This window comes from Streptomyces sp. NPDC101178 (genome assembly GCF_044767965.1).
In the GTDB taxonomy this organism is placed as follows: Bacteria; Actinomycetota; Actinomycetes; order Streptomycetales; family Streptomycetaceae; genus Streptomyces.
This window is the reverse complement of sequence record NZ_JBIWOZ010000003.1, coordinates 447,340-461,218: the sequence shown is the minus strand read 5'-3', so window position 1 is coordinate 461,218 and position 13,879 is coordinate 447,340. Positions and strand designations below refer to the sequence as shown.

Genomic DNA, 13,879 nt, shown 5'->3' with positions numbered 1-13,879 from the left:
ACCGCTGGCCTTCCCGCCCGCCCATCTGTAGCCTGCCTACGCATGAGGCAGGATGCGGTACGCGGACATCTGGACGGTCTCCTCCTGGCGGTTCTCGAACCGGCCCCGCTGCACGGATACGCGATCATCACCGCGGTCCAGCAGCGCAGCGGCGGCGCGCTCGAACTGCGGACCGGCACCATCTACCCGGCGCTGAACCGGCTGGAGCGGCTCGGCCTGCTGCGCAGCACCTGGGAGTCGGAGGGCGGGCGCAAACGGCGGTGTTACGCGTTGACGGAGGCGGGAGCGCGCTTCCTGGCGGACGAACGCACGGCCTGGCAGGACTTCACCGCCGCGATCGGCTCGGTCCTCAACCCGATCACCCCGCACCCGCACGGGCAGGGCGCATGACGACCCACAGCCTCCCGCGCTACGGCCATGACGGCGACAATGGCGGTGGCGGTGGCCGTGGCGGCGGTGGTGGCGGTGACAGGGACCTCGTAGAGGCGTACGTCAGCGAGCTGGACGGCCTCCTGCGCGGACCCGTCCGGGCCAAGTCCCGCCTGATCGAGGAGGCGCGCGACGGGCTCACGGAGACCGTGGCGGCCCGCACACGCGAAGGCGAGCCGTACGAGCGGGCGGTCCGCCGGGCGGTGGCGGAGTTCGGATCGGCCCAGGAGCTGGCCGAGAGCTTCCAGCGCGAACTGACCATCGCCCAGGCCCGGCACACCGCCCGCGCCGTCGCCCTCAGCGCACCCCTCCTCCTGGCGTGCTGGCTCCTCGTACAGCGCGTCGGCGGGCCGCAGGATGCGGCCGTGCCCCGTGCCGCGCACCTGCTCGCGACCAACCTGGCCGCGGTCGCCGGCGCGGCGGTCCTCCTGGCCGCGGCCACCCTGGCCGCCACCGGCACCCTGGCCCGGCACCTCCCGGTCCCCCACCGGCTGCCGCTCACGGTCGCCTGGACCGGCACCACCGCGAGCGTCGCCATGGCCGTGGCCACCCTGGCCCTCGCCACCGCGTCGGTCCTCGCCGAGAACTGGCCGCTGACGGCGGCGGCCTGCGCGCTGGCCGCCGCCTCCCACGCCGTCGTCGCCGGTTCGGCCCGCGCCTGCCGCCGGTGCGCACGGCTGCCGTCGGGAGAGCCCGTCACTCTGTGAGGCCCGAGGGCGCGTGAGCCCGTGCCGGAAGGGCCGGCCCGTCGTGCGTGCCCCGTGACAGCGAGGATCAGCCGGGCCCCGCAACGGTGAAGATCGGGAGATCAGCCGGTCATGGCGCTCCGGTGCAGGCCGTCGAGGAGCTTCCGCTCGTCCTCGGAGAGCCGCAGGGCTCCGGCGGCCACGTTGGCGGCGAGGTGACCGAGGTCGCCCGTGCCGGGGATGGCCAGCACATGCGGGCCCTGGTGCAGGGTCCACGCCAGCCGGACCTGCGCCGGGCTGACCCCGCGCGCCTCCGCCACGGCCAGCACCTCGGCCGGCTCGGCCCCGGTCGCGCCGCCCTCCCCGCCGGCCGCGGCTATCGCGTAGAACGGCACGAACGCGATGCCCTGCTCCCCGCACTCCCGCACGAACGCGTCGTCCTCGGGCCGCACCCCGATCCCGTACCGGTTCTGGACACAGACCACCGGCGCGATGACCTGGGCCTCGGCGAGGTGGGCCGGGGTGACGTTGGAGAGGCCCAGGTGGCGGATGAGGCCGGCCTGGCGCAGCTCGGCCAGAGCACCGAAGCGCTCGGCTATCGAATCCTGGCCGACGATCCTCAGGTTCACCACGTCGAGGTGGTCGCGGCCGAGCTGGCGGAGGTTCTCCTCGACCTGGCCGCGCAGCGCTTCGGGCGTGCGGGCATGGGCCGCCCACGCGCCTGTCCGGTCACGCTCCGGGCCGACCTTGGTGGTGATCACGAGGTCGTCCGCGTACGGCGCGAGGGCGCTGTTGATCAGCTCGTTGGCCGAGCGCAGCCGGGAGAAGTAGAAGGCGGCGGTGTCGATGTGGTTCACACCGAGCTCGACGGCCCGGCGCAGGACGGCCAGGGCCGCAGCGCGGTCGCGGGGAACGGCGTCGGCCACGAGCGCCCCGCCGGTCTGCGGCAACCGCATCGTGCCGAAGCCGATGCGGTTGACCGGCAGATCGCCGAGGGTCCAACGGCCGGACGCGGCCGCGGTGATCGGGGCTGTGGTGCTGCTCGCGGAGCTCGGGGAAGTCATGTCTGAATGATCTCTGTTCACCGCGCCTCCGGACCATGGGGTCATCCCGCCGATCCGCCCTGGGGCCCGCCGAACCCCGGACCTGAGGAGACCCCCCGAGCCCGCCGGACACGCCCTACGTCAGTCCGTGAGCGGACCGTACGCGTCCGGGCGGCGCGTGGTCAGGAACGGGAACAGCTCCAGCCAGTCGCGGCGGGCGTCGAGGTCGAGATCCGCGACCAGGACGGCGGGCTCGTCGCGCGGAGCCTGGGCCAGGACGCGGCCGTACGGGTCGACGATGAAGGAGCTGCCGTAGAAGGTGAGGCCGTTCTCGGCGCCGATCCGGTTGGGCACGACCATGAAGGTGGCGTTGGCGATCGCGTTGCCGGTGATCACCTTCTGCCAGAGCGGCTGGGAGTCGAAGCCGGGGAAGCCGGGCTCGGAGCCGATGGCGGTCGGGTAGACGAGGACGTCGGCACCGGCCAGCGAGTAGGCGCGGGCCAGCTCCGGGAACCACTGGTCCCAGCAGGTCGGCAGGCCGAAGCGGGCCTCGTCGACCGTGACCAGCGGAAACGCGTCGTCGCCCGCAGGTCCGGCCCGGAACCAGTCGTCCTCGTAATACCCCTCCGTGACCGGGATGTGGGTCTTGCGGGTGCGCTGGGCGAGGGTGCCGTCGGGGGCGACGAGGATCGCGGTGTTGTAGCCGAGGCCGTCGTCCTGGCCGTCGGGCGCCGGCGCCTTCTCGTACAGGGAGGCGTGGACGTGGAGGCCGTGCTCGCGGGCGGCCTCGGCGGCGAAGGTGAAGGTGGGGCCGGTCAGCAGCTCCTCCGGCTCGGCCGGTGCGGGGTGGTCGGCGCGGTGGACGACCGCGAAGTACGGCGAGAGCGTCAGCTCCTGGAGGCAGACCACCCGCGCGCCCTCGGCCGCGGCGAGGCGGATGCCCTCCAGCAGGGCGGCGCGGTGCTCGGCGGGGTCGCGGTGCCACCGCTGCTGGACGGCCGCGACGCGCAGCGGGGCGCGGTCGGCGGGGCGGGTCCGGGTCGGGGAGGCGGGCGGGTTGTACGCGGTGATCAGACGCATGACCAGTTCCAGGGGGTGGGGCGGGTGCGGCGGCTCGGGTCGGGCGCCGCACGGTGCTGAAGCAGGGCTGCCGGAACGTTCCGGCACGGATCGAATCTAACCTTGCCGGAACGTTCCGGCAACCCTCCAACCCGTACGATCACGACCGTCTAGACTTCACCTCCGTGACCTCCCGGAACGTGACCCTGCTCGACGTGGCCCGTGCCGCCGGGGTCTCCAAGAGCACCGTCTCCGACGCCCTCCAGGGCTCGGGCCGCGTCGCGGAGGCCACCAGGGACCGGGTCCGCGCGGTGGCGGAGGAGCTCGGTTACCGGCCCAACAGCGCCGCCCGACGGCTCCGCCGCTCCAGCACCGGGGCGATCGGTCTGCATCTGCCGCAGACCGCGACCCGGCTGGACTACTACATGAACCTCGCGTTCGGGGCCGTCGCGCGCGCCCAGGAGGAAGGGCTCGACGTCGTCCTGCTGGCCCCGGCGAGCGTCGCGGGCGGAGCGGGCGCGGCGAGCGGGCCGGTCGCCTCGCGGGTCGACGGGCTGCTGGTGATCGACCCGGAGGTGGACGACAGCGCGGTCCCGGGCCTGCTGGACGCGGGCGTTCCGGTGGTGACCGGAGAGCGCTACCTCGGCCCCGCCGCCGCTCCCACCGGTGCCGTGGTCTGCGACAACGCCGCCTCGCTTACCGCACTCCTGGACCATGTGACCGAGCGCGGCGCCCGCCGCCCCGCCGTCCTGGCCCCCGCGGGCACCTCCGCCTGGGCCACCGCGCTACGGGCCACCGCCGCCTCCTGGGGCCGGGAGCACGGAGTGGACGTGGCGCTGCGGACCGTACCGTTCGCCGCGACTCCGGCCGAGGCCGAGGACACCACGCTCACGCTGCTGCGGACGGATCCGGCGGTGGACGCGGTGATCTGCGCCCCGGACGGCGCGGCTCCGGGCGTCCTCCGGGCGGCGGCGGCTCTGGGCCGCACGGTCGGGCCCGGCGCGCTGTCGGCAGCGGCGGCTCACGGCCGCACCGCCACCGGCGCGGAGAGCCGCACGGATACCGGCACGACGAGCCACACCACCACCGGCACGACGGCCCACACCACCACCGGCACGGAAAGCCGCACCGCCACCAGCCCCCGCGCCCACCCCCGTACGCCCCTCCTCGTCGCCTCCTGCGTGGACGGCACCGCCACCCGCTCCGCCGAACCGCCCGTCACCTCGGTGGACCTGCGCCCCGCCGCGTACGGGCGCGCCTGCGCCGAGCTGCTCTGCGACATCCTCGCGGGCCGCGCCGCCCCGGACACGGTCCGCCGCCACGCCTGGGCGCTGGAGACGAGGGCGTCCACGACCGCCGGTCCCAGCTGAGCAGGGCACAACTCACCGACACCCTGGGCCCGTTGTGACCGGGTGGTGCGTGTCGTCGCGGCACGCCTGCGCACCTGGTCGCCGACCACGCGAGCCGTTTCCCGTCCAGGTGATCGCCATGCTGGACGGGAAACGGCTCGCGTGGTCTCCGAAGCCTGGTGTACGGCTGAGCGACCTCCGAAGCCTGGTATACCGCCCGGGTCCAGGGCAAGGCCATCGGCGCGGGGTTCGCGCTCGCGCTCGCCTGCGATCTGCGGGTGGGCGCGGAGAACGCCTACTTCCGGCTGCCGGAGCCGGCGCTCGGGCTGCCCACCGCGTGGGGCGGGCTGCTGCCCCGGCTGCTCCATGAGGTCGGCGCGGCTCGGGTCCGCGAACTGATTCTGACCGGAAGGGCGTTCGACGCCACCGAGGCGCAAGCGCTCTCCGTCCTCCAGCGGGTCGTTCCGGAAAATGAATTGGATCAGGCTGTCGAGGCCTCGGCGAAGCCCGTCGTACGCCACCCCGAAGCGGCCCTCCGGATGACAAAAGCCCTGATCAACTCCTATGCGGCCGCCACCCGGACGGCTGCCCCCCGCTCCTGGACGCGGAGCTGATGGCCTCGGTCGCGGCAGCCGGTCGGCGCACACCCCCTCGCACTCCTGGGCCCGACCAGTCACACTCGTAACAATCAACAGGGGAGGTCCCGGGCGTGGATGTACCGTTCTGGCTCTGGGCAGCGTTCGCCGTAACGGTGGTCGTCTCGCTCGCAGTCGACCTGCTGGCCCATCGCAACGCGCATGTCATCGGGTTCAAGGAAGCAGCCTGGTGGAGTGCGCTCTGGGTGAGCCTCGCGCTCATCTTCGGCGTGGTCGTCTTCTTCGTACTCGGCACGACCGCCGGTACGGAATACACAACGGCATGGCTGCTGGAGAAGAGCCTGTCCGTCGACAACTTGTTCGTCTTCGCGCTGATCTTCGCCTATTTCAAGGTTCCGCGTGAATATCAGCACCGCGTGCTGTTCTACGGTGTCATCGGCGCTCTGGTGTTCCGCGCCATCTTCCTGACAGCAGGCGTCGCGGTGGTGAACCGCTTCACCTTCGTCCTCTTCCTCTTCGCCGCGATCCTTTTCTGGAGCGCCTGGAAGATCCTCAAGGACGAGGAGGACAGCTTCGATCCGGGGCAGAGTCTCGCGGTGCGGATGCTGCGGAAGATCATGCCGGTCCGGGACGAGTACGCGGGAACGCGCTTCGTCGTCAAGGAGGAGGGGAAGCGGGTCGCCACACCGCTGCTCGCGGTGGTCGCCGCGATCGAGGCGGCCGACCTGCTCTTCGCCGTCGACAGCGTGCCCGCCGTGCTGGCGGTCAGCGACGACGCGTTCATCGTCTACACCAGCAACGCGTTCGCCATCCTCGGACTGCGAGCGCTCTACTTCCTGCTGGCGGGACTGCTGGACCGCTTCCACTACCTGAGCACGGGCCTCGCGATCATTCTGGCCTTCATCGCGGTCAAGCTCGTTCTCCAGGCATCGCACAAGATGATCAGCACCTCCATTCCGGAGATTCCTTCGCCGATCAGCCTGGCGGTGATCGTGGTCATCCTGACAGCTTCGGTCGTTCTCAGCATCCGGCGCCCACCGCCGGACAAGGAATCCGAGGGGACCGCGGTGAAGTCATCCGAGGATAAGCCGTCGGAGTAACCCGCAGGGTAATGGCCGGGCAAAGCAAAGGGAAAGAAATCCCCTCTTGCATTGCCCGGCCTTTTGCCGTCGAAGGACCGGCCGAAAGCGGAAGACCCGCCGGCGGTCCTCGCCGCGCGGACCCGCGTACGGCTGACTAGCGTGGCTGGTGGAAGCGGTGGGGGACCAGGAGCGGAAGAGGGTCACTGCCATGGCCGTACAACCCGAGGGAACCCCCTGTTGGGCGGACGCCGCGTTCGCCGACCTGGAGGGTGCGAAGAGCTTCTACGGTGAGGTGCTCGGCTGGACGTTCGGCGAGAGTTCGCCGGAGTTCGGCGACTACACGACGGCGTACGCGGACGGCAGGCGGGCGGCAGCCGTGGTCCCGCCGATGCCGGGCCACGAGGAGGGCCCGTCCGCGTGGTGCCTCTACCTGGCCTCGCCGGACGCCGCCGCCACCGGCGAGAAGGTCCGCGCGGCCGGCGGCCAGGTGCTCATGGAGCCCATGCGGGTCGGCGCGTTCGGCACGATGGCGCTGGCCGGCGACCCCGGCGGCGCGGTCTTCGGCGTGTGGCAGGCCGACACCCACGACGGGTTCGAGACGGAGATGGGCGCACCCGGCGGCTACTGCTGGAGCGAGGTCTTCACCCGTGACGCGAAGGCGGCGGACACCTTCTTCCCGGCCGTGTTCCCGTACGCGGTCCGGAAGCTCGAGGACCCGTCGATGGACTTCGGGATGTACGACGTCCAGGGCGAGACGGTGCTCGGCCGCATGGCGATGGGCGAGGACTTCCCGCCCGGCATGGGCTCCTTCGTGATGGTGTACTTCACCGTCCCCGACTGCGACGCGGCGGTGGCGAAGGCGACCGGGCGCGGCGCGCAGCTGCAGTTCGGCCCGATGGACAGCCCCTTCGGCCGGTTCGCGGCGATCACCGACCCGCAGGGCGCCACGTTCTCCGTGATCGACGTGACGAAGACCGAAGGCGAGATGCCGGCGACGCGCCTGACGTCCTGACGGCCTGACGGCCAGACGCATCAAGCCGTCAGGCATCAAGCCGTCAGGCATCAGGCATCAAGAACCCGGGCTCCCAGGGCTCCGTACGATTCTCCGAGAACCTCGCATCTGCGATGGGCAATCGTCCGGAGAATGGTAAATGCGAGGCAGATTGGCCTAGCGTGGCACGCATGCAGTCCTACACAATCGGTCAGGCAGCACGCCTCCTCGGAGTCAGCCCCGACACCGCCCGACGCTGGGCGGACGCCGGACGGGTCGCGACCCATCGCGACGAGACCGGCCGTCGGCTGATCGACGGCCGTGCGCTGGCCGCCTTCTCGATCGAGGTCGGCCAGGGCGCCGCCGGCGACGAGGAGACCCCGTACACCTCGGCGCGCAACGCCTTCCCGGGCATCGTCACCGCGGTGAAACTCGGCGATGTCGCGGCCCAGGTCGAGATCCAGGCGGGCCCGCACCGGCTCGTCTCGCTCCTGACCCGGGAGGCGGTCGAGGAGCTGGGCCTGGAGGTCGGCATGCAGGCGACCGCCCGGGTGAAGTCGACCAGCGTGCACATCGACCGCACCTGAAGCCCGGCCGGCGACGGCGTCGGCCGGGCCGTCCCGTGCTGCCCGCACCTTCTGTTCCGCGCGAACTCGTCCCTGCCCGGACGGCATCCAGCCGACCGGGCTCGCAGCCAAGGAGTCCCACCCTCATGTCCCTCCTGCTCACCCGCCGCCGCACCGCCGCCACCGTCCTGACCGCCGCGCTCCTCGTCCCGCTCGCCGCCTGCGGCAACGACTCGGACACCGACAAGGACAGCGCCGCCGGCGCGAAGCCGTCCGACTCCGCGTCGGGCGCCCCGGCCGCGCAGCTGACCGTGCTGGCCGCCGCCTCGCTCACCGACGTCTTCAAGGAGGCGGGAGCGGCCTACGAGAAGGAGAACCCGGGCACGAAGGTCACGTTCTCCTTCGCCGGCTCCCAGGAGCTGGCCGCCCAGGTCAAGCAGGGCGCGCCCGCCGACGCCCTGGTCACCGCCGACACCAAGACGATGGACGGCCTCTCCGGCGAGACCGGCACGCCGACCGTCATCGCCAAGAACCGCCTCGTCATCGCCGTCGGCGAGGGCAACCCGGAGAAGGTCGGGAACCTCAAGGACCTCTCGGACGCCAAGCTGAAGGTCGTCCTGGCCGCCCCCGAGGTGCCGGTGGGCCGCTACAGCAAGCAGATCCTGGACGCGCAGAAGATCGCGGTGAAGCCGGTCTCCCAGGAGCCCAACGTCCGCGCGGTCCTCAGCAAGGTCGAGCTGGGCGAGGCGGACGCCGGGCTCGTCTACAAGACGGACGCCGAGACCGCCCCCGACAAGGTCGACGCGATCGACATCCCGGACGCGGAGAACGCCGTCGCCTCCTACCCGGCCGCCACGCTGAAGGGGTCGAAGCAGAGCGAGGCCGCCGCCGCGTTCGTCGCCTGGCTCTCCACGCCCGCCGCGCAGAAGATCCTCCAGGGCGCGGGCTTCCAGCAGCCGTAACCGCACCGCCGCACACGCCGAGGGGCCCGCACCGTCCTGCGGGCCCCTCACCTCCAGCAGCCGAGGTCCCCCATGAAACGACCGGCACTCCGCCGTACGCCCGGCGCGCGCGCCCCGCTCCTGCTGACGGTGCCCGCGCTGCTGGCCGTGGCGTTCCTGATGCTGCCGCTGGTCGGCATCCTGGCCCGTACCTCCTGGGGCGACCTCGGCGCGCACCTCACCGCCGAGCCGACCACGCAGGCGCTCCGCCTCTCGCTCCTCGTCTCGCTCTGGTCGCTCGGCCTCTCGCTGCTGTTCGGCGTGCCGCTGGCCTGGCTGCTGGCCCGGGTGCCGTTCCCGGGCAAGGCGTTCGTGCGCTCGCTGGTGCTGCTGCCGATGGTGCTGCCGCCGACGGTCGGCGGAGTGGCGCTGCTGCTGGCGTTCGGGCGGCGCGGGCTGCTCGGGCCGTGGCTGGAGGAGACGTTCGGGATCACGCTGCCGTTCCACACCTCGGGGGCGGTGCTGGCGGCGACGTTCGTGGCGATGCCGTTCCTGGTCATCTCGCTGGAGGGCGCGCTCGGCGGCCTGCGCCCCCGGTACGAGGAGACCGCCGCGTCCCTCGGCGCCTCTCCGGTACGGGTGTTCCTCACCGTGACCCTGCCGATGGTGGCCCCCGGGCTGATCGCCGGAGCGGCCCTCACCTGGGCACGGGCGCTCGGCGAGTTCGGCGCCACCATCACCTTCGCCGGCAACCTCCCGGGCACCACCCAGACCCTGCCGCTCCAGGTCTATCTGCTGCTCCAGGAGTCGCCGGAGGCGGCCACCTCGGTGTCACTGCTGCTCCTGGCCATCGCCATGATCGTGCTGATCGCCCTGCGCGGCCGCTGGACCGGCACACCGGGCGACCACCACCGCGAGCGGTACGCACCGCGGCCAGAGGAGCCGACGGGTACGGACATCCTGCCCGAACCACCCTCGTACGTACGGGAGAAGGCCGCCGCGTACGTGACGGAGCCGGCCCCCCGGGAGCGCTGGCCCCTGCGTGCCGACGTCACCGGCTTCACCCGCCTCACCCTGGACGCGGCCCCCGGCACCACCCTCGCCGTCGTCGGCCCCAACGGCGCCGGCAAGACCACGCTCCTGCGCGCCCTCCTCGGCCTCACCCCGCGCGCCCACGCCGAACTGCGCCTGGGCGAGAGCGATGTGACGGCCCTTCCGCCGCACCGCCGGGGCGTCGCCTGGGTCCCGCAGGACGGCGCGCTCTTCCCGCACCTGAGCGCCCTGTCCAACACGGCGTACGGGCTCCGCACCCATGGCGTCCCGCGTGCGGAGGCCCGGCGTGAGGCGCAGTCCTGGCTGGACCGGCTCGGCGTCGGCCACCTGGCCCACCGCAAGCCCGGCCAGCTCTCCGGCGGCCAGGCCCAGCGCGTCGCCCTCGCCCGCGCGCTCGCCGCCCGCCCGCGCCTCCTGCTGCTGGACGAACCGCTCGCCGCGCTCGACCAGACGACCCGGGCCCACGTCCGGCACACCCTGCGCAGGCACCTCGCCGACTTCGGCGGGGTCTGCCTGATCGTCACGCACGACCCGGTCGAGGCGGTCTCGCTGGCCGACCGGGTCCTGGTCCTGGACGACGGCCGGGTCCTCCAGGACGAGCCGCCCGCCGAGGTGACCCGTCACCCGCGCTCGCCGTGGGTCGCCCGGATGCTCGGCCGCAACGCCTGGCCCGGCACCGCCACCGCCGACGGCCTGGACCTCGCGGACGGCGGCCACCTCATCGTCGCCGAACCCCTCGCCCCGGGCACGGAGGCCCTCGCGGTCATCGCGCCGGAAGCCGTCTCCGTACACCGCGAGAAGCCCACCGGCTCCCCCCGCAACGTCTGGCCCGGAACGGTCCGCGAGATCACCTCGGGCGGCAGCCGGCTCCGCCTCCTCATCACCTCCGACCGGGCGCCGGACCTGGTCGCGGAGATCACCCCGCAGGCGGCGGCCGAGCTGCGCATCGCGGACGGCACCGAGGTCTGGACGGGCGTGAAGGCGACCGAGGTGACGGTGGTCCCGCTCTGAGACCGGCCGGGTTCCCGCATCCCTCCCAGCTCACCCGAAAGCATGGCACCGGCTCCGGCGGGAACCAGAACAACTGCCGTACACGTACTCATGTACGACAGGTCCGAGAGATCCGAGAGACGGGGCACCATGGCACTGTTCGGCAACGCGCACACCATCAACCCGGCCACCGCCCAGCAGGACTACGAGCGCCTTCTCGGCCAGGGCGAGCAGGTGCACGCCGCCTTCCTGCTGATCCGCGACACGATCCTGTTCACCGACCGCAGGCTGATCCTCATCGACAAGCAGGGCATCACCGGCAAGAAGACCGAGTACCACTCCGTGCCGTACCGCAGCATCACGCACTTCGCGGTGGAGACGGCCGGGACGTTCGACCTGGACGCGGAGTTGAAGATCTGGATATCCGGCACCCCCACGCCGCTCCAGAAGACTTTCACCAAGGGCGTCGACATCTACGAGGTGCAGGCGATACTGACGCAGTTCGTGGCGCGCTGACCCGCCACCGGCGCAGTTCGCGGCGCGCCGACCCGGCAGCGGCGCAGTTCGCGGCGCACCGGCCCGCAGCGGCGGCTCAGAAGTAGGGGCGGAGCCTGGGGGCCGCCGCGCTGCCCGGGGCGGTGTCCCGCAGCCGGGCCACGCGCTCGCGCAGCTCCGGCAGCAGCCCGTACAGCACATCGCCCGGGCAGCGCGTCTCGTAGCTGTCGCGGTGGCCGGAGATGACGTTGAGCCGGGCCACCTGGCCCTCGTCGAAGCGGCTCTCCGCGTTGGTGGAGACCAGCTCGACGGTGGCGAGCGGGTCGACGCCGGGCGCCAGCTTCCAGGCGGCGATCTCCACCAGCGCGTCCATCATCGGCTTCGGCACCTCGGTGCCCTCACCGAAGGTGCCGATGGCGGCGATGCCGACGGTGTCCGCGTTGAACCCCTTGGTGTGGGCGCCGAGCACGGAGCGGCCGACGCCGCCGGCCCGGCCCTCGTAGATGGTGCCGCAGCGGTCGACGAGGAAGTTGTAGCCGATGTCGTCCCAGCCGTCCTGCTCCACGTGCTCGCTCTGGACGGCCTGGATCAGCTCCGGGGCCTCCGCGCAGTCGTAGTCGTTGGGGTTGCCGGTGTGGTGGACGAAGACCGCCTTCGCCGCGCCGGTGTACTGCGGGCGCTCCCGGACCAGGCCCTCGTCCGCGTGCCACTCCTGGCGGCTGACGACGGCGGGCTGCGGGAGGCCCCGGGGCGGCCTCGGTCCGGTGGCCGTCTCCAGCCGCTGCTCGTGGGGCGCCGGGGCGTCCTGGAACACCAGGAGGACCATCAGCGGCAGCAGGGTGCCCAGGGTGATTCGGCGGGACCACATGGACTCCACCCTGCGCCCTGACCTGGGGGGTGTCGCAGAGGGGCCGACCAACCGGGTGACCCTCGCCCGGCAGCGGCTTTCACCCGGAATGCGCACCAAGACGGCTGTTCTTACGATGAGATCCGGACCATCCGCCGCGCCCCGCGGCGGGCCCGGCCGGATCGAGGAGCCATGGCCCACGACGCTGTGCAGGACGGGGAAGGCGGGCGGCTGGACGGGGAAGGCGGGCGGCAGGACGGCTCGGCGGTCAGCCTGAAGCCGAACGCCATCGGCTTCGTCGACGCCCTGGTCATCGGCCTGAACGCGACCTCCCCGGCCTATTCGCTGGCCGCCGTGATCGGCCCGATCGTGGCCCTGGTCGGCATCTACGCGCCGGGCGTCATGTTCGCCTCCTTCGTCCCGATGCTGCTGATCGCCTCGGCGTTCTACTACCTCAACAAGGTCGACCAGGACTGCGGTACGACGTTCTCCTGGGTGACCCGGGCGATGGGGCCGTGGGCCGGGTGGCTCGGCGGCTGGGCGATCACCATGACCGGGGTGCTGGTGGTCGGTTCGCTGGCCGATGTGGCGGTGAGCTTCACCCTGCTGGCGGTGGGCCTGGACGGCTGGGTCGAGAACGACTTCGCGCGCCAGTTCCTCACCGTGCTGCTGATCATCGTGATGACCGGACTCTGCGTCATCGGCACCGAGCTGTCGGCCAAGGTGCAGAACGTCCTGATCCTCCTCCAGATCGCGTTCCTGCTGGTCTTCGTCGTGGTGGCGCTCTACCGGGTCTACGCGGGCACCACCGGCTTCGACTCCATCGAACCGTCCATCGGCTGGCTGGACCCGTTCGGCGCCGGGGGCGCCGCGCTGACCGGCGGGCTGCTGCTCGGCGTGTTCATCTACTGGGGCTGGGAGTCGGCGGTCAACCTCACCGAGGAGACCGAGGACTCGGCGAGCGCGCCCGGCAAGGCGGGGCTCTGGTCCACGGTGGTGCTCCTGGTGACCTACCTGTCGGTCGCCGTCGCGGTCGTCGCCTTCGCGGGGACGGCGTTCCTGGCGGAGAACGCGGGCGAGGAGGAGTTCATCTTCGCCCAGCTCGCCGGGGACGTCCTGGGCGGCTGGGACTGGATCCTGCTGCTGGCCGTCGCCACCTCCGCCATCGCCTCCACCCAGACCACGATCATCCCGGCGTCCCGGACCGCGCTGTCCATGGCCCGGCGTCAGGCGCTGCCGCGCCACTTCGGGCACATCAGCCCCCGGTTCCGTACACCGGACGTCAGTACGTGGTGGGTCGCCGCGATCGCCATCGCCTGGTACCTGGTGGTCAACCAGATCTCCACGAACGCCCTCTTCGACTCCCTCACCGCGCTCTCCCTCCTGATCGCCTTCTACTACGCGCTGACCGGGGTGGCCTGCGCCGTCTACTACCGGCGCCATCTGACCGAGAGCGTGCGCAACTTCCTGCTCATCGGGCTCGGCCCGGTGGTCGGCGCCGGGCTGCTGACCTGGCTGCTGGTCCGGTCGGTGATGGACATGTCCGACCCGGCCAACTCCTACAGCGGCACCTCCTGGTTCGGGCTCGGCCCACCGCTCGTCATCGGCATCGTGATCTCGCTGATCGGCGTGGTCCTCATGGTGGTGTGGCGGCTGCGCGACGCGGTGTTCTGGCAGGAGCGGCCCGGCGTCGCCGACCCGGACCTCGTACACGCGCCGAGCCGGAAGTCCGCCGACCGGAAGGAGCGCTGA

At 72.2% G+C, this 13,879-nt stretch carries 13 protein-coding genes and 1 pseudogene; 11 read left to right on the top strand and 3 right to left on the bottom strand.

What is annotated here, in order from left to right; all coding sequences use genetic code 11:
- Window positions 1–42: 42 nt before the first annotated feature.
- On the top strand, window positions 43–390 hold the full coding sequence (locus tag ACIRR8_RS10575; protein ID WP_404061707.1) for a PadR family transcriptional regulator: 348 nt from the start codon (window positions 43–45) through the stop codon (window positions 388–390).
- Window positions 387–1,136 carry a permease prefix domain 1-containing protein gene (locus ACIRR8_RS10570; protein ID WP_404061704.1) on the top strand — a complete coding sequence of 250 codons (750 nt, stop codon included), beginning with the start codon at window positions 387–389 and terminating at the stop codon, window positions 1,134–1,136. The genes ACIRR8_RS10575 and ACIRR8_RS10570 overlap by 4 nt, the downstream gene beginning before the upstream one ends.
- 101 nt (window positions 1,137–1,237) lie before the next feature.
- On the opposite strand, the gene ACIRR8_RS10565 is transcribed toward ACIRR8_RS10570, so the two are convergent.
- Together ACIRR8_RS10565 and ACIRR8_RS10560 are read right to left on the bottom strand one after the other, a co-directional pair.
- Window positions 1,238–2,179 (bottom strand): oxidoreductase, encoded by a 942-nt coding sequence (locus ACIRR8_RS10565; RefSeq protein WP_404061701.1) that lies wholly within the window; start codon window positions 2,177–2,179, stop codon window positions 1,238–1,240.
- 120 nt (window positions 2,180–2,299) lie between these two features.
- A complete protein-coding gene (locus ACIRR8_RS10560) occupies window positions 2,300–3,238 on the bottom strand; it encodes a carbon-nitrogen hydrolase (protein WP_404061698.1) in 939 nt (312 codons plus the stop codon).
- Between the two features lie 164 nt (window positions 3,239–3,402).
- Between ACIRR8_RS10560 and ACIRR8_RS10555 the strand changes: the two genes are divergently transcribed.
- From ACIRR8_RS10555 to ACIRR8_RS10520, 8 genes and pseudogenes are all read left to right on the top strand, one after another.
- Window positions 3,403–4,587 carry a LacI family DNA-binding transcriptional regulator gene (locus ACIRR8_RS10555; protein WP_404061695.1) on the top strand — a complete coding sequence of 395 codons (1,185 nt, stop codon included), beginning with the start codon at window positions 3,403–3,405 and terminating at the stop codon, window positions 4,585–4,587.
- A gap of 194 nt (window positions 4,588–4,781) precedes the next feature.
- A pseudogene (locus tag ACIRR8_RS10550) lies at window positions 4,782–5,251 on the top strand (enoyl-CoA hydratase/isomerase family protein); the annotation flags it as partial.
- Between the two features lie 24 nt (window positions 5,252–5,275).
- Window positions 5,276–6,262 carry a TerC family protein gene (locus ACIRR8_RS10545; protein ID WP_404061693.1) on the top strand — a complete coding sequence of 329 codons (987 nt, stop codon included), beginning with the start codon at window positions 5,276–5,278 and terminating at the stop codon, window positions 6,260–6,262.
- 190 nt (window positions 6,263–6,452) lie between these two features.
- Window positions 6,453–7,256, top strand: a complete 804-nt coding sequence (locus tag ACIRR8_RS10540; protein ID WP_404061690.1) for a VOC family protein — start codon at window positions 6,453–6,455, stop codon at window positions 7,254–7,256.
- 170 nt (window positions 7,257–7,426) lie between these two features.
- A complete protein-coding gene (locus ACIRR8_RS10535) occupies window positions 7,427–7,822 on the top strand; it encodes a molybdopterin-binding protein (RefSeq protein ID WP_404061687.1) in 396 nt (131 codons plus the stop codon).
- A gap of 125 nt (window positions 7,823–7,947) precedes the next feature.
- Complete coding sequence (gene modA / locus ACIRR8_RS10530; protein WP_404061684.1) at window positions 7,948–8,763, top strand: molybdate ABC transporter substrate-binding protein; 816 nt, start codon at window positions 7,948–7,950, stop codon at window positions 8,761–8,763.
- Between the two features lie 72 nt (window positions 8,764–8,835).
- On the top strand, window positions 8,836–10,806 hold the full coding sequence (locus ACIRR8_RS10525; protein WP_404061681.1) for an ABC transporter permease: 1,971 nt from the start codon (window positions 8,836–8,838) through the stop codon (window positions 10,804–10,806).
- A gap of 129 nt (window positions 10,807–10,935) precedes the next feature.
- Window positions 10,936–11,301 carry a PH domain-containing protein gene (locus tag ACIRR8_RS10520; protein WP_404061679.1) on the top strand — a complete coding sequence of 122 codons (366 nt, stop codon included), beginning with the start codon at window positions 10,936–10,938 and terminating at the stop codon, window positions 11,299–11,301.
- A gap of 76 nt (window positions 11,302–11,377) precedes the next feature.
- On the opposite strand, the gene ACIRR8_RS10515 is transcribed toward ACIRR8_RS10520, so the two are convergent.
- On the bottom strand, window positions 11,378–12,148 hold the full coding sequence (locus ACIRR8_RS10515) for a peptidoglycan recognition protein (protein ID WP_404061676.1): 771 nt from the start codon (window positions 12,146–12,148) through the stop codon (window positions 11,378–11,380).
- A gap of 171 nt (window positions 12,149–12,319) precedes the next feature.
- Here ACIRR8_RS10515 and ACIRR8_RS10510 point away from each other — a divergent pair, with 171 nt between their 5' ends.
- Window positions 12,320–13,879 (top strand): APC family permease, encoded by a 1,560-nt coding sequence (locus ACIRR8_RS10510; RefSeq protein WP_404061673.1) that lies wholly within the window; start codon window positions 12,320–12,322, stop codon window positions 13,877–13,879.